Here is an 18,527-nt window from a genome sequence, read left to right on the forward strand (position 1 = left end):
TCTACGACGCCACCGCCGGACGACTATCGGTCTACCTCAACGGAAGCCTCCTCGGCACCACCACCGGCGTCCCCGCCAGCTGGAACGCCACCGGTCCCACCACGATCGGCACCCACATCAACGGATCAATCGACGACGTGGCGGTTTTCCAGAAGTCCCTGACGCAGACGGAGATCCAGTCACTGGCAGCCGGTCCGCTGATGGTCAACGACGCGCCCCCGTCCGCGCCCGGCGCACTCAACTCGGTCGCGGGCCCCGAGGCGGTCGAGCTCAGCTGGGGACCGGCCACCGACGATATGGGCACGGTCAGGTACCAGGTCCAGCGGTCCACGACGGCCGAGTTCAGCCAGCTGGTGGTGCTCACCACAACCACCGCCACGACGTACGTCAACAGCGGGATGCCACAGGGTCTGTACTACTACCGGGTCGTCCCCATCGACTCGATCGGGCAGCAGGGCCCCGCGTCCAACGTCGTGTTCGGGCGCACCTCGGCACAGCTGTTCCCGCCGATCTCCAGCGCCCTCTCCGGACAGGTGATCAGGAGCGAGTTCCAGCTCGGCAGCCCGGACAGCTTCAAGTTCAAGATCAAGGCCTGCCTGACCGGGGTCACACCACGCATCTGCAGCGAAACCCCGTACTACCGGATCACCTCGGACGCACCCCACCTCCCGTCCGACCTGGCCACCGGCACGGAGGAACCTCTCAACCCGACCCTGTCCGGCATCGTCTCCCGCCCATCGGGCGGCCCGGTCAAGGGCCGTTTCTACCTGTACGCGGCGAACGGCACCCCGCTCGGCCCCGTACCGCTGGCGGAGGGCGCGGTCTCCGGCGGTGAACGGCTGACCGCCCGGGTGCCGGACGGGTTGATCGTCGAGGACGGCTCCTACTACTGGCGGATGGACGCCTGTCTGGCGGAGATCTGCACGCCGATGACCGCGCCCGTGCCCTTCGGCGCGCCGGTCCCCGAACCGGAGTCACCGCCGACCCAGCAGGTCACCCTGTCCGGTAGCGCGCTGACCATCCGCTCGGCCCCGGCCTCGGCCACCGCCTGCGCAGGTGCGCCCTGCCCGCTGGCCTCGTCCACCGCCCAGGTGGGCGGCGCGGGGTCGGCCCGCAAGGTGTCCCTGATCAAGGCCGACATGAGCTCCCTCCCACCGGGAGCCATGATCACCTCCGCGGTGCTGGACCTCGGCGGCGCGACCTGCGACGGGTCCTGCCCCAACAGCCAGGTGATCGCGGCCCACATCAAGAAGAGCGAACTGGAGGAGAACCCGACCGGGTCGGCGCTGGTCGCGGATCTGGTGCAGTTGTCCCAGCAGCAGGTGCAGGTCGGCACCCCGGAGATCGACGTCACCGCGAACGCCTACGGCTGGCGGCACGAGGTGCCGGAGGAGACCTTCATCGACCCCGGCGTGGTGGTGCTCTCCAACGACACCGTGCCGCCGGTCGAGCTCGGCGGGAGCGGGGCGGCCCGCCCCACCTCACTACGCGTCACCTACCGTCCGGCCGGGCCGCCCGGGATCATCCCCAGGATCGACGTGCGGCAGGGTGACGGCGGAGCGCTGCTGCGGTGGGCGCGCCCGGACGACCTCGGCGCGGACACCGAGATCCAGAACTTCGACCTGGAGGTGCTGGACGCCGGCAACACGGTCGTCCAGTCCCTGACCGTCACCGAGGCCACCGTCATCGTCGGCGGACTCGCCAACGGCACCACCTACCGCTTCCAGGTCCGCACCCGCACGCCGTTCGGCGTCGGCCCGTGGAAGGTGTCGGGGGACGCCGCCCCGCAGGCCGTACCCGGCGGCCCCACCGCCTACCAGGACGCGGTCGACGAGTACGCCGAGGCCAAGCAGAGCCTGCTCGACGGACGCACCGAGAACACCGGGGAGGCCATCGAGGACGCCACCGAAGCGTCCAGAATCGAGCCCATGCTGTACGCGCGACAGCAGGACCTGACCACCACAGGAGTCGAGGACCGTGCGACCGACGGCGTGCAGCTCGCCGACACCCTGGTGTCGAAGCTGGACGACAACACCGTCGTGGTGCGCTCGGCCGTGACCGGGACCACCGTCTACGACGGCCAGGACGATCCGGTCGAGAACGAGTGGACCACCACACAGGACTTCGTCTTCGCCGCCGACGCGAACGGCAACGGCCGGCTCAAGCTCAGCGGTGAGAAGAGCGCGTCCGCCGTGGACGCCCAGGCGGCGAACGACTCGTCCCAGGTCAACGCCTGGCCCGGTGGCGTGGCGCCGAATCCCGTCACCGAGCTGCCTCCGGTGGACGACAGCACCGCGGATCCCCCGGCCTTCGCCCGGACCCTGGCCGCGTCGCCGTTCAACCGGCGGGAGCTGGCCTCCCTCTGGGCCGTGCTGAGCGTCGGCCCGGCCAACAACAAGGGCTGGGAGTACCGCAGCGACTGCGCCAACTTCGTGTCCAAGGCGCTGGCGCGGGGCGGCAAATTCCGCCAGATCCACAGCACCGACTGGTGGAGCTGGCTCGACAAGCGAATCGGGCTCTCCTGGTGGGAACGCGGCTGGGGAGATGACTCCTTCACGTTCACCGCGGCACACAAGAATTACGAGCACTTCCTGCAGCAGCGCTTCGGGGATCCCCTTCAAACCCGGGGCACCGTCTCCGCCACGTGGACGCCAACAGATTCTCGGCTTTCCAATGTCAAGATTGGCGACACGGTCTACTTCCTGAACAAAGACAACGGCGAGTACACCCATGTGGGGATCGTCACCAACGTGAAAGGCGGGCCTCCGATCAACATCAAGCAGGTGTACTTCGCGCAGCACGGCGGAGACCGTGGCACGGGTTCCGGTCCCTTCATGAATCTCGGGGAGCGGTTCGACTACGACGACTTCAGCGGGTTGGTGTTCGGCCGTGTCAACTGGTAGTGGCGTTCGCCGGGTACTGCTGGTGCTCGCCCTGATCCCGGTTCTGGCCGGCTGCTGGTGCGGGCAGGTCGTCAAGCGGGAGGTGCCGGTGCCGCCGGCCACGGCCAAGCCGGAGGAAGTGGTGCGTGCCTACATCGACGCGCTACTCGGCAAGGACCAGGAGACCCTGCGTGCCGTCGTGGTGCCGGAAACGGACCTCGACAACGAGTTCAACAATCCGATCAATCCGTTCAAGAACTGGATTTCGGCGAGTGACATCAGCATCGGCGAGTCGCACGAATCGGACCTCTGCCCCGAAGGGGAGAAGTGCCGGAGGATGAGTGTGACCATGGAGCTGTGCGAGGTCGAAAACGGGTCGTACCCCGATGGGAACTTCGCTCAGAGCTTCGGGGTGCGGTACGTGAAGGACCGGTGGCTCGTGACCGGGTTCGGTAGCGGCTGATCAGAGGCCGATGGCCGTGACCCCTTGAAGGGGTCACGGCCGAGCAAGAACCCCTGACCCGGAAATCCCTGGTCAGGGGTCCAATCCTGTGCAGTCACCTTGGGAAATCGAACCCCAGACCTACGAATTACGAGTGTCAAGATCGTCTGTTAGCACGCTTCTGCGGCTGTCCACTACTGTCCGTTTACGCAGTTCAGCGTCCATCATGGTCACAGGTGGACACCGCCGGACACGGACGAACTGTAACCATAATTGCAAAACCACGACGATGCAGGACGCTCTACTTGGGAACGGTCTTGTCGGAGTGGAGTTGCCTTTGGGGAATCGAAGCCTATTAGCTGGCAATTAGCCCCTGAAAGATCTCGCGGAGTTCAGTAGCCTCAGGGGCGTTCCGGGCCTCGACGGACGTGATGATCTCGCTTACCCGCCAGTGGTGGGAGGGCACCATGACGCCGCTGGTCATCGCTGTCGTTGTGGCTGCGGCAGCCTCATCCAGTTGATCGGTGGCCAGCAGCGCAAGGGCTAGATCCAAGCGTGCGGCCAAGGCTCGGCGTGGCCGAGCGGGGCCGTCTTGGGGATGCTCAAGCCGGGTTAGTACTGATCGCGCGTAGGGCTCGGCGGCGGTATCTCCCACCCAAGCCAGGGTGGTGGCCGTGTAGGCGTCGCTTTTGGCCGGGTCATAGCGGTAGTGATGCTCCGCCTGATCCGGAATTGGCAGTCCGGAAGCCATGTGCTCCACGCGGCTGAGGGCGCGGCGCGTTTCTGTTCCGACTCCCAGACGTGCCCATGCTCGTGCTTGCTGTGCGGTGGCTTGGATGTAAGCCGAGCCGCCGCGTGGAGCGATCTCCCCCGCGCCTTGGGAGAGTTCGAGAGCACGCCGGAAATCTTTGTCGGTGAGCGATTTCCATGCTCGTGTTTCTAGGCACCAGGCTTGAATCTCCGGGCAGTCGGCCTGTCGACTGAGGTGGGCGGCAGTGTCGAGCTGGGCTTCGGCGACGGGGAAGCGGCGCATGTCGATGTTGCAGGTGGAAGCGAGCAGTGACAGCCAGCCGCCGACAATGAGCAGGCGACGATGTTCGGTCAGCGTCTTCTTCGCGTCGATCAGCCGGGCGACATAGCCGAGGTAGCGGCGCGTCCTGGCCGCCAGTTCTTGTGGTGGCGTGCGTGAATAGGCCATCGCGAGATCATCGACGGCCTGCTCCAGGTGGACTAGCGTCGCCTCGCCCACATCGCTGGCCATCGCCCGGCGGGCGAGTTCCATCATGGCGATCTCATCGTCGTGATCACCGGCTGCGCTTATACCGGGCTCGTCGGCTTCCTCGGAGAACAGTTCGGCCTCGCTCATCTGGAAGGCGCGGCAGTACAGCAGCCTGTAGGGGTCTTTGGGCTGGTGCTGTCCGGCTTCATAGGACTTGATGCGCCGGAGGATGGTTTCACGTTCTGGCAAGCGCTGCCGCAGGTTATCGCTTGCAGCCTGAACCAGAACTCTGACCATGTCGCGCTGCGACCAATCCCGCTGCCGACGTTGAGCTCGCAGCCGTAGGGCCCACGCAGGAGCGTTCTGCGCCGTGGAATCGTCCTCGGCAATCATGGTGCGCCCTTTCGTCGCGGCTTACCGGACACGAGAGGCTCCCCCTCAGTGTCCCCCATCCGCACCTGCCCGCACGTGGCCTTCATTGACTGAATGGAAGGTGACCACAAGAAGACCGGCCCATCACAGTGGGTGAACACTGGACGGGTCCTTGATCAGAAAGCGAGATCCTGACCCATGGCAAAAGCTAATGCCGTTAGGAGATCACCCACCACCTTACTCAGCGCCACCGACCTACCCGGCGCTTCGATTGCGGTTCCGCAGGCGCGGAATTACGTCCAGCACATCTGCCGCGAAATGAGCAATACCCGCCTCAATGAGTTGCTGCTGGTGATCTCGGAGATTGTCACCAACGCGCTGCAGCACTCGGAATCCGGCCGCCGCCCGGACGGGCGGATCAGGCTGGTGATCACCGAGCACGCCTATGTGCTTCATGTACTGGTCGTCGATCAGGGCTCATCCTCCGGCGCCCCCCAACTCCAGCCGCAGGACGACATCGAACGGAGCGGGGGGCATGGCCTGGCGATCGTGGAACACCTGACCCGTGCCTGGGGCTGGCACGAGGAGCCGCCGAACCGGGTCGTCTGGTTCGATTTCGAGGTGGCGCCATGACCACCCAGCAGATCCCCCACTCGCCCGCAGCGACCACAACCAGCCAGCAACCGCCTCTCCCCCCGCTCCCGCATGCCGCCGGATCCGAGATCTCCGACAACACCGCGGCCCCATCCCTGACCACTCGCGCCGTGGGTGGCTCTGCCGGAACCAGAACCAAGATCATCGAACGGCGCAAGGCGATCGTCGAGAAGCTGGCCGGGCAGATCGCCAGCGGCAAGCTCGCCGAGGGAACGCCATTCCCCACCCTCAAGACGTTGATGCGCAACTACCGCATCACGCTCTCGACGGCCGCGCGAGTCCAGCGCGAGCTCCGCGACCGGAAGATCATCCGCCGGATGCCGGGGTACGGCTTCGTCGTCGGCGTCCCCGACCCGCCGCCGCAGATTGCGCCTCGCTCGGTGGAGGAGCAGACCGTCGAAGTGGCGACCATTCTGGTCCAGCGGATCCGCAGCGGACAGATCCGACCCCGTAAGCGGGTGGCCAGCGTGCCCCAGCTGATGAAGGAGTTCGGCATCACCCAGTGGGTCGCCTGGAGCGTGCTGCACCGGCTTCGCTCCACCGGCTGGGCCTACCAGGTCCAGCGCAAGGGCACCATGGCCAACCACGTCGGTAACTGGCCGCCCCGAGGCACCTCCCTGGAAAGAAAGCCCGTACCCGAATGGCTTCTCCAAAAAGAGAACCGCATCACACCGCCCCGGCCACCACGCAATCCTCCACCCGACTAACCCGGCCGTGGACGGGGCCGCCGCTGCCAGTTACGGTGGCCAGCCACGGCATCCGGTGGGCCGGGCTGAGACATCTGATGGGCCGGGCTGTCGACCCTGAGGAGTCCTCTGTGGCGGACAATAGGCTGATGAGCTGGGTCACCAACGTGATGGTGTCGATTCATCCGGATGACCGTCCGAACATGGAGGCGTTGAGGGAGTGGCTGCGTACGGAAGCTCCACTGCGGGATAGGCCGGGGCGAGGCTGCGGCTTTCTCTGCGAAATCGCTGCCGAGGACACGGCATGGGTGGGTGGAAGTACCCCGAGTGCGATGTGTGGGCCGGTGCGTTCAACCATGCCGACCTGAAGGCAGTCCTTGATCACATTGCGCAGATGCCCTGGCGGTGCCCGAACGCGCTGCGGGTCTTCATGATGGATCAGGAGAAGGCGTCCTTCAGGGTGTCAATGTTGAGGGACGATGAGCTGCGGCAGTACGCGCCGGTCGTGCCCAACGAAGAAGCCAACCAAGCACCGGCTTCGAATGACACGGATCATCACTTCCCCAGATTGCGCTCCGCCCGTCGCATTTCCTGCTCGTAGGTCTTCAAAGCCTGATCGTCGATGGTCAGTTCGAGTGTGAGCGTGAGGGTCACTGCTTCGTCGCTGGCCAGCCGTTCCGGGAGACGATCACACTCCTCCACGAGTTGATCAATGAATAGTCGGATCTCTCGGAGTGGTTGATCGGCCAGCTGCGCAGCGGCTTCCAACACCGGCACCATCCGATCGGATACGCCCGTGCCGCGCATGGTCGCGGCAAGATCCAGAACCTCCTCATAGACCCCGATGAGGCGAGCCCCGAGATGCTCGATGCGGGCCGGATCTCCAGGTTCTCCCGGCAGGCCGAAAGCCAACTCTTGAGCCCTGCGGTCAAGCACCTTCGTCACAGCTCGGCTTGTCGCCGCCATGTCATTCATGACGTCTCCGAGGAACTTCGCAGCCGCCACGTCAGCAAGGTGCTGACGTGTCCGGCGGGCGTATTGCAGTTCGTGATCCCGCCACTTGGACTCAAGGGCCTCTCGGTGCTGCCAGAGGACGCCAGCGTAGAGGAGGTACTCCCAGGCTACTGGGCGGTGAGCCAACAGCTCACGCTGCTGGTCGGGCGTGCGAGGTACGCGTAGGACAACTGGCTGAGGATCGGTGACACCCGGTGCTGTCGACAGTTTCTGCTCAATCAGGTCAATCAGGCGCTCGATGGACGTGTGCCGAGCATCGACATAGGCCATCGTCGGGCGCAGCCCCGGCAGCTCGCTATCATCCAGCCGTACGGGCAAGAAATAGGCTCCTGCCTCGGTCAGGGCTCGGGCCTGCGCACTTTGGCGCTCATGTTGTGTCCACGGCTTGCTGACGTAGTGTCGGGACACGAAGGCCATGACGAACCGTGCGCGCTTCCTATAGACCTCATCAAGGAGTACGTAGAGATCACTACCCCACAAATCGGCTTGAGCGTACTCATCATAGAAGATGCGAACATTGCGTTCTTGTAGCCGATCGGCAATCTGCTGGACGTACGCACGGTCTTCTCCCGCGTAGGATAAGGCCACATCGAAATCGAAAATTGCGGACGAGTGCGGAATCATACCCCTAACCTCCAGTCTCAACGGTCATCATATTGCGATCACACGCGGTTGCCCTTCGTTCGGCTGGTATCGCTGACGAGGGCCACTACTTGCTTGGTGTTAGCCAGTCGCTCGCAGAGTCTAAGCCGAATGGTCTCTGGCTGGCTGGTGTCGCGAGCGGTGTTTAGATCATGAGCGTTGAAGAAGTCGAACTCTATATGCTCGTTGCTGCGCCATGCCTGCATCATGCGGTAGTAGTTGATGTCACGACTATCAAACGCGATATAGGTCTTGTTGCGGTATGCCATTAGCAGCCTTCCGGGATCTTGGCAGTATCTGCCAGCTCATGAAGGCCGAGGGTTGATACGAAGGCGTGAGCATGCTTGAGGCCTTGACGCCGGAGGACACCGTACACCGCCAGGTCTTGTACCGCTCCAATTTTGTCCCTAATAGAACATGCTTCAACTTTGTCACCGTACGTGCGTAGCGTTCCGAAAGTCGCACGGGCATTGCCGGATGAGAGCCGGGCTGCCGTGGGGGTGGGCGCGATGGCCAAGATCGCACGTGTCTCCCGGCAGGTCACCCCCGCCGTCTTGGCCAGCAAACGGCTCTATGGACACTGGGGTGGTACTCGGGCAGCATCGAGCGCCGCTCGTTGCCGGTGCGGTGCACCCGCCAGACGGTGTCCTGCTGGGCGAACTATGTCGCCGACGTGGTCGACATGGCCCAAGCAACCGTCCGAGATGGGCAACCCATCATGGTCGGCGCCGCGGCCATCGAGCAAGGGCCTACGGCTGACCACATGGCATGACACGAAGGGCGACCCTCCGGAGAGGGCCGCCCTTGGCGCGTGTGCTCTAGTCGTGGTCGTGGTCGTGGGGGTCGTCGTCGTCCTCGTCTTCGAGCGTGCCGTCGGAGGGTTCGACGCCGAGCATCGCCTCCCTGGGCTCCACCTCGTCAATGTGGTCGACGAGGCTGAGCACGTGATCCGGCTCGATCAGCCACTGCAGGGCCGCCGCTCCGGTCTCGTCGCCGTTGACGAGCTCTATCTGTTCCTGGCGCTCAGCGGCGTCCAGATCGGCTTCGGGGTGACGGATCTCCTTCAGCGCGGCGGCCTGGAGGGCGGCCACGTCGGTGACCTCTACGACAAGATCGACCGTCAACCGCAAATAGCGTCCGGTGTCCGTTGCATCGCTCATGGTGGTGATCCTAGGGGAGCTTCCACTCGACCGGGGATCCGCCCTGCTCGGCCAGCAAGGTGTTGGCGCGGCTGAACGGGCGCGACCCGAAGAAGCCGCTGCGGGCCGACAGCGGGCTCGGGTGCGCGGACTCGATGCAGGGCACCTGGCCCAGCATCGGCCGCAGGTTGCGGGCGTCCCGGCCCCACAGGATGGCCACCAGCGGGCCGCCGCGCTCGACCAGCGCGTGGATGGCCTGCTCGGTGACCTCCTCCCAGCCCTTGCCCCGGTGCGAGGCGGGCTTGCCGGGCATCACCGTGAGCACCCGGTTGAGCAGCAGCACGCCCTGCTCGGTCCACGGGGTGAGGTCGCCGTTGGACGGCGCGGGCAGGCCGAGGTCGGCCGTGTACTCGGTGAAGATGTTGCGCAGGCTGCCCGGCAGCGGCCGGACGTCGGCCGCGACCGAGAAGCTGAGGCCGATCGGGTGGCCGGGCGTCGGGTACGGATCCTGCCCGACGATCAGCACCCGCACGTCGGCCAGCGGCTGCTGGAACGCGCGGAGCACGTTCGGCCCGGCCGGAAGGTACTGCCGGCCTTCGCTGATCTCCTGCCGCAGGAAGTCTCCCATCGCGGCTATCCGCCCGGCGACGGGCTCAAGGGCCTTGGCCCAACCGGCTTCCATGATCTCGGGTAAGGGACGTGCTGTCATGGTCGCGGAGCCTACCGACCGGGTACGACATCGCGCGGACGAATCCGCCGCGCGATGCCGTACATTTCCGGCCTACTTCACCGATCCCGCCAGCAGACCCTGGACGAAGTACCGCTGGAAGGCGAAGAACAGCACCAATGGGATGATCAGCGAGAGGAACGCGCCCGGCGCGAGGATGTCGACGTTCGTCCCGAACTGCCGCATCTGCGATTGCAGGGCCTTGGTCATCGGCTGGTTTTCCGTGTCGGCGTACACCAGCGCCACCAGCAGGTCGTTCCAGACCCACAGGAACTGGAAGATGCCGAGCGACGCGATCGCGGGCTTGGCCAGCGGGAAGACCACGGTCGCGAAGATCCGCCATTCCGGCGCCCCGTCCATCCGGGAGGCCTCCAGCAGCTCCCGCGGGATGCCCGCGAAGAAGTTGCGCAGCAGGAAGATGGCGAACGGCAGGCCGAACGCCACGTGGAACAGCACCACGCCGGCGATCGAGCCGAAGATCCCCAGCGCGCCGTACAGCTTCGCGATCGGGATGAGCGCGATCTGCACCGGCACCACCAGCAGCGCGATGACCACCAGGAACAGCGCGTCCCTGCCGGGGAACTCGATCCAGGCGAACGCGTACGCCGCCGTGGCCGCGATCCCGATGACCAGCAGCGTGGCCGGGACCGTGATCAGCACGGTGTTCCAGAACGACGAGCTGAACCCGGAGGCCAGCAGGTTGCCGTAGTTCTCCAGGGTCAGCTGCGCCGGTTTGGTGAACAGCGTCCACCAGCCGGAGGAGTTGTTGTCCGTCTCGGCCCGCAGCGAGACCACCAGCAGGCCGAGGGTGGGCACCAGCCAGAAGATGGCCACCAGGATCAGGACCACCTGGAGCACGCCGCCGCCGAGCCGGTCGATCAGCCGGGCCGGTCCACGCTGGAAGGTCGCGTCGTTCATCGTTCGTCCCTCCGGAACCGGCGGATGTTGAAGGCCATGAACGGCAGCACCAGCAGCAGGAGGAAGATCGCCAGCGCGCTGCCCAGGCCCTGGTTGCCGCCGCCGCCGAAGGAGACCCGCCACATTTCCAGCGCGACCACGTTGGCCTGGGGTTGCACCGAGCCGGGCGCGATGATGAACACCAGGTCGAAGACCTTCAGCACGTTGATGATCATCGTGACGAAGACCACCAGCAGGACCGGCGAGAGCAGCGGCACGGTGATCTTGCGGAACACCTGCCACTCGGTGGCGCCGTCGATCCTGGCCGCCTCCAGCGCGTCCCTGGGGATGGCCGAGAGCCCGGCGGCGATCAGCACCATCGCGAATCCGGCCCAGACCCAGATGTACGCGCCGATGATCGCCGGAGTGATCAGCGTCGGGCCCAGCCAGGTCAGCCCGCCGAACGCGGCGGTGAAATTGGACTCGGGCAGGCGCAGCCCGTACGAGCCGGAGGTCAGCTCGTCGAAGCGGAAGCTGCCGTCGGCCTCGGTCTGGGTGGTGGCCCGGACCGTGTCGCCTTCGACCGCCTCAACGGTCACCCCCGCCAGGCCCCGCTCCTGAGTGTCGATCTGATTGACCGTGCCGCCGCCCCCGCGGACGGTATCGATCCAGATCGTCCCGCTCAGGCCGGGGCCTGCGGCGGGGGGTCGCGCGGCGGCGAAACCGGCGACCGCGTCGGGGCTCAGCCCGACCAGCGGGATCAGCACCGGGGTTCCGGGCTGGGCCTGCTGCTTGGTCACCACCGCGCCGCCCCGCAGCACCGCGGGAGCCGCGTCGTTCTCCCGGGGGCGCGCCCCGGGATAACCCTGGTCGCCGGAGAAGACGCCCTGCACGGTCGTGATGATCGCGTTGGCGACGCCCTTGTCCGGGTCCTGCTCGTACACCAGGCGGAAGATGACGCCGGCGGCCAGCAGCGAGACGGCCATCGGCATGAACAGCACGAGCTTGAAGGCGGTCGCCCAGCGGATGCGCTCGGTCAGCACCGCGAAGATCAGCCCGAGCACGGTCACCATCAGCGGCGCGACCACCACCCAGATGATGTTGTTGCGGATCGTGGTGAGCGTGGCCGAATCACTGAAGATCGCACCGTAGTTCTCCAGGCCGACGAAGGTGTTGCCGCTCGCGTCGTGGAAGCTCCGGAAGATCGAGTACACGATCGGGTAGACCATCCACGCGGCCAGCAGGAGCAACGCCGGGGCCAGGAAGACCCACGCCATCGCCGGAGACGGCCCCAGGCGCCGGAGTTGGGGGGTGGCCACGGCCTACTCCTTGTAGGACTTGGCTGCGTCGGCTTCGAGCTTCTCCTGGGTGCCCTTGATGTCGGCCGGGTCGCGGAGGAAGTCCTGCAGGTGCTTCCACTCGCCCTTGCCGTCGGTGCCGCCGAAGGCGCTGGGGGCCAGGTCGGACATGTCATACCGGACCGATTCGCCGGCCGAGATGATCGTCTGGGCCAGCTGCTTGGTCAGCTCGCTGGGGTAGTTGTCCGGGGAGACGTTCCGGTTCGGCGACAGGTAGCCGGGCGTCTTCGCCCAGATCTCGCCGCCCTCCTTGGAGGCCATGAACTCCAGCAGCGCCATCGCGCCCGGGGTGTCCTTCAGCGCCACCGCGACGTCGCCGCCGAGCACCACCGGCGCGGTGTCGCCCACCGTCGGGAACGGCATGATCTTGGCGTCCTCGCCGATCACGGCGCCGGACTGGGTGGCCGAGGAGGCGACGAAGTCGGCCTCGATCACCATGGCCGCCTTCTTCTCGCCGTACACCTGGGTCACGCAGGTCGGGAAGTCGGTCTGCAGCGCGCCGGACGCGCCGCCGAGCACGAAGTCGGGCTTGCCGAAGATCTGCGCCATCTTGGTCAGCGCGGTGGTGACCGAGGGGTCGGTCCACGGGATCTCGTGCTTGGCCAGCTTGTCGTAGTTCTCCGGGCCCGCGCTGGACAGGTAGACGTTCTCGAACAGGTCGGTGAGCGTCCAGCCGGAGGCGCCGCAGAGCGAGAACGGCGGGGTGCCCGCGTCGGCCAGCGTCTGGGCGGTCTTGCCGATCAGGTCGTCCCAGGTGGTGGCCTCGGCCGCGCCCGCGTCCTCGAACGCGGCGGTGCGGTACCAGATCATCGACTTGTGCGCGGCCTTCACCAGCACGCCGTAGACCTGGCCGTTGGCCGAGCCCAGCTCCTTCCAGTACGGCGTGTAGTTGTCGTCGATCTGCTTCTGCACGTTCGCGCTCAGCGGCTTGAGCGCGTTCTGGTCGGCGTACTGCTGGACCAGGCCTGGCTGCGGCAGGACCGCCACGTCCGGCGGGGTGCCGCCCTCGATGCGCGGGCCGAGGTAGGCGCCGGTGTCCTCACCGGTGGAGGCGTAGATGACGTCGGCGCCGGTCTTGGCCTCGAAGGCGGTGATCACCTTCTCGAAGTTGGCCTGCTCGTCGCCGGTCCACTTGGCGGCGATCTCGACCTTGACGCCGGCCAGGGGCTTGGCCGCCGGAGCGGACCCGGCCGGGGCGGACGGGGACGTGGCTTCGCCCCCACCTCCACATGCGGTGACGGCCAGCGCGGCGATCAGCAGTATGGCGGGTTTGCGCATGGTTATCCTCCTGAGCGGATGACCTCGCCGAGTTGTCGCTTCAGATTGGCGACGGTCTCCTCGACGGGGGTGGTGCGGGAAAGTGCGCCCGATACGGCGCTGGAGACAGCCAGGCTGACCTGGTTGTAGTTGGCCGTGACCGGCCGTGGCCTGGCGGTGAGGATGGCTTCCTTGAGCACCGGTAGATAGGGGAACCGTTCGATCAGCGCCGGGTCGTCGTAGAGCTGGGTCCACACCGGCGGGAAGGAGCCCTCGGTGAGCACGAGGCGCTGGTTCTCCAGGCCGGTGAAGTAGCGGATGAAGTCGAGCGCCGACTGCTGCCGGCGGGAGAACGCGCTGACGGCCAGGTTCACACCGCCGAGCGAGCTGGAGCCTGGCCCGTCCCGGCCGGGCAGCCGGGTGACCGCGAACTTGCCCGCCACCGCGGAATGCGTGGCCGGGCCGTACGCGTGCGGCCAGTTGCGGGCGAACAGCAGCCGGCCCTCCTGGAAGGCGAGCCGGGATTCCTCTTCCTTGAAGGAGAGGGCCTCCTGCGGGATCCAGCCGTCCCGGACCCCGGTGACCAGGAAGTCGAGCGCGGTCGTGGCGACCGCCGGATCCATGGTGACGCGCCGTGCGTCCGGGCTGAGGATCTCCCCGCCCGCGGACTGCACGGCCTCCGCGAAGTTCACCGTCAATCCCTCGTAGGGGAGGAACTGCCCGGCGTATCCGCCCAATCCCTTGTCCCGGCCCAGGCGGGTGGCCTGGTCGCGCAGCTCGGCCCAGGTCCGCGGCGGCTTCTCCGTACCGAGCAGATCGGTGCGGTAGTAGAGCAGCCCCGCGTTGCTGGTGTACGGCACCGCCCACAGCTTGTCCTGGTACACGGCGGTGTCCACCACCGGCGGCAGGAACTTGGCCAGCGGGAACGCGCCACGATCCAGCGGCACGATCCAGCCGGCGTCGGCGAACTCGGCGGTCCAGACGACGTCGAGGCCGAGCACGTCGTACCGGTCGGAGTGCGCCTGCAGGTTGGCCACCATCTGGGCGCGCTGCTCGTCGGCCGCTTCGGGCAGTTCGAGCAGCGTCACCGGCTCGGCCGGGTGGGCCGAGTTCCAGCGGTCGAGCAGGGGACGGAGGTAGGCGGTGGTGTCCCGGCCGATGGCGAGCGTGATGGGCCCCGCCGCCGGAGGTTCGCCGTCGGGCGCGCCGAGCGCCGAGCACCCGGTCGCCAGCGCGACCAGGAACATCAGCATGCGACGCGTCACTTGTTTTCCTCCGTGTGAACTTTGCTTTACATACGTGTTAGGTAAGTGCATGCATGTTATGCATAGCGCTAATGTGGGCGTCAACCGGCAATTCGGTAACGTTCGGAGGTGGGCGGGTGCGGCTGCCGCTGCTGGCACTCCTGGCGAAGGAACCTGCCCACGGATACGAGCTGAAACAGGCGCTGGAGCAGACGTTCGGCAGCGCGTACCCGTCGCCGAACATCGGGCAGATCTACGTCACGCTCGGGCGCCTGGAGAAGGACGGCCTGGTCAGATCGGTCGACGTGGAGCAGTCCAACCGCCCGAACAAGAAGGTCTACTTCCTGACCGCCGACGGACGGGAGGCGCTGGAGAACTGGGTCGACGAGCCGACCGAGGGCCCGCGGGTGCGCGATGAGTTCTTCATGAAGCTGGTCCTCGCGCCGCTCACCGGGATCGCCGACCGGATGGCGCTGATCAACCGGCAGCGCCGGCACTATCTCTCGCTCATGCGGGATCTCACCGAACTCGCCGAGCGCACCGACCCGGGGGATCGGGTCGCTCTCCTGCTGATCGAAGGGGCGACCCTGCACCTGCAGGCCGACCTCGACTGGCTGGAACGCTGCCAGGAGGACCTTGTGACATGACTGTTCTGCGCACACTCAACCTGGTGCGGATCTACCAGAACGGGGGTGTGCCGGTGCCTGCCGTGCGCGGGGTTGACTTCACCGTGGCGGCGGGCGAGTTCGTCGCGATCATGGGGCCGTCCGGGTCCGGGAAGTCGACGCTCGTGCACATGCTGGGCGGGCTTGACGTGCGGACGAGCGGGGAGATCTGGCTCGACGGCAAGCGGGTGGACACGCTCTCGGAGAGCGCGTGGGCCGTGCTGCGGCGGCGCAAGATCGGGTTCGTGTTCCAGTTCTACAACCTCGTCACCAACATGACCGTGGCCGACAACGTGGAATTGCCCGCGTTGCTGGCCGGGATGTCGCCTCGGGAGGCGCGGGAGCGGCGCGAGTACCTGCTCGGGGAGCTGGGGCTCACCGAGCGCGCGTACGCCGCGCCGGCGGAGCTGTCGGGCGGCGAGCAGCAGCGGGTCGCGCTGGCCCGCGCGCTCGCCAACGGCCCCCAGCTGCTGCTGGCGGACGAGCCTACCGGGAACCTGGACAGTCGCAATACCCGTGACGTGCTGAAACTCCTGGGGGAGGTGCATGGGCAGGGGCAGACGATCGTAGTGGTGACGCACGATGCGAAGGTCGCGAGCAAGGCGGATCGGGTGGTGACGCTGGCCGACGGCATGATCGTGGACGACGCGTCGATGCGCCGCCGCCGGTTCACGCCGGGGACCGCGGGCGATGTGGTGGAGCTGCGCGGATGATCCCCTGTGGGTGGCGGGGGATGTTCCGCGGATGATCTTCTCTGGGGAATCGTCGGTGCCGTGGAGGCGGAGTTCCGCGGATGATCTCCCGTGCGGAATTGTCGGTGCCGAGGGATACGGTGCGCGACATGGTGTTCACCGTGGGTGGGGGATGGCCGATGATCGCTGAGTGGCGGTGGATTCGGTCGGATCTTCGGGCCAGGCGTATGCAGGCCACGTTGACCGTGCTGGCCGTGGCGGGGATCGTGGCGGCGCTGGTGACGGCGGCGACGTTGCTGGAGGAGGGCACCAACCCGTGGCGTGGGTTGTTCACGCGGGGGCATGGGGCGCATGTCTGGATCCATACCAAGGACGCGCCGGATATTTCGGCATTGGGGAGCCTGAACGGGGTTACCGAGATCGCCGGGCCCTACCTCAGCGCGCCCGCGACACTGGCGGGGAGCGGCCGGAAGGTGCCGGTCGCATTGCAGGAAGCTCCCACCGCCCTGCCCAAGGTCGCCACGCCGCTGCTCACCGAGGGGCGCTGGCTGGATCCCGCCGACCCCGACGGGGTGGTCGTGGAGCGTTCGTTCGCGGCGGCAACCGGGCTGCGCCCCGGCAGCGCCTTCACCGTGACCGGGCTCAACGGCGCCACCCACGCTCTGTTCGTGAAAGGCATCGCCGAGAGTGGTGACCAGGGGTTCTATCCCGACTGGGCGCCCGGTCTGGCCTGGACGCTGCGGCAGACGCTCACTCTGGTGGAGCCCGCGTCCGGGCGCAGCGAGAACGTCACCGGGCTCCGGCTGGCCGATCCCGAGGACACCAATCTGGTGGTGCAGCAGGCGGTGACCGCGCTCGCCGGGCAGGTGCAGCGGATCTCGACCTGGCGCGAGGTGCGGGCCTCCATGGAGCTGGACAATCGGCTGCTCGGGCTGCTGCTCGCGCTGTTCGGGGCGGCGGGCCTGGTGGGGGCGGCGCTGGCGCTGGCCAACGCGACCGGCGGGCGGGTGCTCGGCCAGCTGCGCGACCTGGCCACGCTCAAATCGCTCGGATTCACGCCCCGGCAGGTCTCCACCATGCTGCTGGCCGAACACGGGCTGCTGGGGCTGCTCGGCATCCTGATCGGCCTGGCGGCCGGGCATGTGATCACGGCCGCCACGTTGCGAGTGCCGCCCTCCCCCGGCCAGCTGGCCGCCATTGGCCTGGGCACCATCCTGATCGTGCTGATCGCGGTCTGGCTGCCCGCCTGGCGCGGCGGCCGCACCGCCCCCATCCCGGCCGCTCCCGCCATCCCGCCGCACGGCCGCCTCTCCCGGCTGGCCCGCCTGGCCCTGCTGGTACGGCTCCCGCCCGCGCTGGTCCTCGGCACCCGGGACGCGTTCACCCGCCGGGTCCCCGCCGTCCTGACCAGCGCCGGTCTCGCCCTCCCGATGATGATGATCACGATCGGCCTGGGCTGCTGGGCCACCCTCGACGATTTCGCGAAAAATCCCGCGAAAGTCGGTCAGGCGGCGGCGCTGTCCGTGCGTCCAGGGGACCTCACCGCCGACGAGGCGCGCGTCCGGGCGATGGCCGACCCCGCCGTGGCGGCCGTCTACCCCGGCGTCGAGCTGGACGCCCTCGCCCCCGGGCAGACCAGAACGGTGCGAACCCGAGCGTTAGGCTCGTCCACCGCCCCCTACCCGTTCCACGTCGCCGAGGGCCGCATGTTCCGCGAGCGCGGCGAAGCCGTCGCCGGACAGGGATTGCTCGACCTGCTCAGCGTCCGCGTCGGCGACCGTGTCCGCCTGACCATCGGCGGCACCCCGCTGATCGTCCACATCGTCGGCCGCGTCGTCGAACCAGAACAGGACGGCGAGGTCCTCTCCTTCGGCATCGACACCCTGGCCGCCAAGGACGCCGTGCCACCACACTTCTTCGCCCTGGTCCTGAAAGACGGCGCCGACGCTCAGGAGGTCAGAGCCCGCCTCCAGGGCCTGGAAGTCACCGAGGCCGTCAACCCCGCCGACCGCCTGGCCGTGATCCGCGTGATCATCATCGCCCTGATCGTCGTCCTGGCCCTGATCGGCCTCGCCAACCTCCTCACCGCCAGCGCCCTCGGCCTCCGCGACCACGTCCGCGACCTCGCCGTCCTCCAAGCGATGGGCCTAACCCCCCGCCAGGTCATGGCCACCCTCGTCACCGGCACAGGAATCCTCGCCGTCCTAGGCGTCCTCTCAGGCGCGACAGCCGGCGCACTACTCTCCCGCTCCTTGATCGACTGGGAAGGCCACGGCAGCGGCGTAGGCGCCGGAATCGGCCGCGCCCCAACCCCCACCACCCTCACCGCCGCCATCCTGATCGCGGTAAGCGCAGCCCTCCTAGTCGCCCTAATCCCAGCCCGCCGAGCCGCCCGCGCCCGCGTCCCAGTAACAGCGGGCTAACCTTCACGACGAGCCAGCACAACCCAGTCCCGAGGTGAGTCTGGATGCTCGCGACGACGGCCGCCGCTTCGACCCGCCGTCCCTGCCCGCGCTCGGCGAATTCGGGCTCGGCGGCATGCGCGCCAGAGCCAAGGCTCGACGAGTTGGCAGAAACCGGGGGCCGGGAGCTAACACAAGTCCCCGTCCTGATTGCCCAGCGACTTACTGCTCCGGG

General features: G+C 67.3%; 16 protein-coding genes. 7 read left to right on the top strand and 9 right to left on the bottom strand.

The features are described from left to right. Window positions 1-2,903: amidase domain-containing protein (locus Amac_RS17755; protein ID WP_174900182.1), on the top strand; the 2,903-nt coding region annotated here is incomplete at its 5' end. Then, window positions 2,890-3,345, top strand: coding sequence for a hypothetical protein (locus tag Amac_RS17760; RefSeq protein ID WP_155355492.1), 456 nt, complete (start codon window positions 2,890-2,892; stop codon window positions 3,343-3,345). The genes Amac_RS17755 and Amac_RS17760, both read left to right, overlap by 14 nt. A gap of 334 nt (window positions 3,346-3,679) precedes the next feature. Here the strand turns inward: Amac_RS17760 and Amac_RS17765 are convergent, their stop codons facing one another. Then, window positions 3,680-4,936, bottom strand: coding sequence for an NsdA family TPR-like regulatory protein (locus Amac_RS17765; RefSeq protein ID WP_155355493.1), 1,257 nt, complete (start codon window positions 4,934-4,936; stop codon window positions 3,680-3,682). A gap of 177 nt (window positions 4,937-5,113) precedes the next feature. Between Amac_RS17765 and Amac_RS17770 the strand changes: the two genes are divergently transcribed. Both Amac_RS17770 and Amac_RS17775 read left to right on the top strand, forming a co-directional pair. Beyond that, on the top strand, window positions 5,114-5,548 hold the full coding sequence (locus Amac_RS17770; protein ID WP_155355494.1) for an ATP-binding protein: 435 nt from the start codon (window positions 5,114-5,116) through the stop codon (window positions 5,546-5,548). Next, the gene (locus tag Amac_RS17775; RefSeq protein WP_155355495.1) at window positions 5,545-6,276 is read left to right on the top strand and encodes a GntR family transcriptional regulator; all 732 of its coding nucleotides are present in this window, start codon (window positions 5,545-5,547) and stop codon (window positions 6,274-6,276) included. The genes Amac_RS17770 and Amac_RS17775 overlap by 4 nt, the downstream gene beginning before the upstream one ends. A 534-nt stretch (window positions 6,277-6,810) precedes the next feature. Here the strand turns inward: Amac_RS17775 and Amac_RS17780 are convergent. The 8 genes from Amac_RS17780 to Amac_RS17815 form a co-directional block, all read right to left on the bottom strand. Beyond that, window positions 6,811-7,893 (bottom strand): toll/interleukin-1 receptor domain-containing protein, encoded by a 1,083-nt coding sequence (locus Amac_RS17780; RefSeq protein ID WP_155355496.1) that lies wholly within the window; start codon window positions 7,891-7,893, stop codon window positions 6,811-6,813. 38 nt (window positions 7,894-7,931) lie between these two features. After that, window positions 7,932-8,180, bottom strand: a complete 249-nt coding sequence (locus tag Amac_RS17785; protein ID WP_155355497.1) for a TIR domain-containing protein — start codon at window positions 8,178-8,180, stop codon at window positions 7,932-7,934. 549 nt (window positions 8,181-8,729) lie between these two features. Further along, a complete protein-coding gene (locus Amac_RS17790) occupies window positions 8,730-9,071 on the bottom strand; it encodes a hypothetical protein (protein ID WP_155355498.1) in 342 nt (113 codons plus the stop codon). A 10-nt stretch (window positions 9,072-9,081) separates the two neighbouring features. After that, entirely contained in the window at window positions 9,082-9,759 is a 678-nt protein-coding gene (locus Amac_RS17795) for a uracil-DNA glycosylase (RefSeq protein ID WP_155355499.1), read from the bottom strand. Window positions 9,760-9,831: 72 nt separating this feature from the next. Next, window positions 9,832-10,695 (bottom strand): carbohydrate ABC transporter permease, encoded by an 864-nt coding sequence (locus Amac_RS17800; protein ID WP_155355500.1) that lies wholly within the window; start codon window positions 10,693-10,695, stop codon window positions 9,832-9,834. Then, window positions 10,692-11,951 (bottom strand): ABC transporter permease subunit, encoded by a 1,260-nt coding sequence (locus Amac_RS17805; RefSeq protein WP_155355525.1) that lies wholly within the window; start codon window positions 11,949-11,951, stop codon window positions 10,692-10,694. The genes Amac_RS17800 and Amac_RS17805 overlap by 4 nt, the downstream gene beginning before the upstream one ends. 45 nt (window positions 11,952-11,996) lie before the next feature. Continuing rightward, window positions 11,997-13,310: an ABC transporter substrate-binding protein gene (locus tag Amac_RS17810; protein WP_155355501.1), complete on the bottom strand. Its 1,314-nt coding sequence runs from the start codon at window positions 13,308-13,310 to the stop codon at window positions 11,997-11,999. Between the two features lie 2 nt (window positions 13,311-13,312). After that, complete coding sequence (locus Amac_RS17815; RefSeq protein WP_246268421.1) at window positions 13,313-14,554, bottom strand: ABC transporter substrate-binding protein; 1,242 nt, start codon at window positions 14,552-14,554, stop codon at window positions 13,313-13,315. Between the two features lie 116 nt (window positions 14,555-14,670). Here Amac_RS17815 and Amac_RS17820 point away from each other — a divergent pair, with 116 nt between their 5' ends. The 3 genes from Amac_RS17820 (at window position 14,671) to Amac_RS17830 (ending at window position 18,313) form a co-directional block, all read left to right on the top strand. Next, window positions 14,671-15,180, top strand: coding sequence for a PadR family transcriptional regulator (locus tag Amac_RS17820; protein WP_155347276.1), 510 nt, complete (start codon window positions 14,671-14,673; stop codon window positions 15,178-15,180). Next, a complete protein-coding gene (locus Amac_RS17825; protein ID WP_155355502.1) occupies window positions 15,177-15,911 on the top strand; it encodes an ABC transporter ATP-binding protein in 735 nt (244 codons plus the stop codon). Before Amac_RS17820 ends, Amac_RS17825 begins: the two co-directional genes overlap by 4 nt. A gap of 128 nt (window positions 15,912-16,039) precedes the next feature. Beyond that, the gene (locus tag Amac_RS17830; protein WP_246268423.1) at window positions 16,040-18,313 is read left to right on the top strand and encodes an ABC transporter permease; all 2,274 of its coding nucleotides are present in this window, start codon (window positions 16,040-16,042) and stop codon (window positions 18,311-18,313) included. Window positions 18,314-18,527 lie beyond the last annotated feature (214 nt).

The organism is Acrocarpospora macrocephala (assembly GCF_009687865.1).
Classification (GTDB): domain Bacteria; phylum Actinomycetota; class Actinomycetes; order Streptosporangiales; family Streptosporangiaceae; genus Acrocarpospora; species Acrocarpospora macrocephala.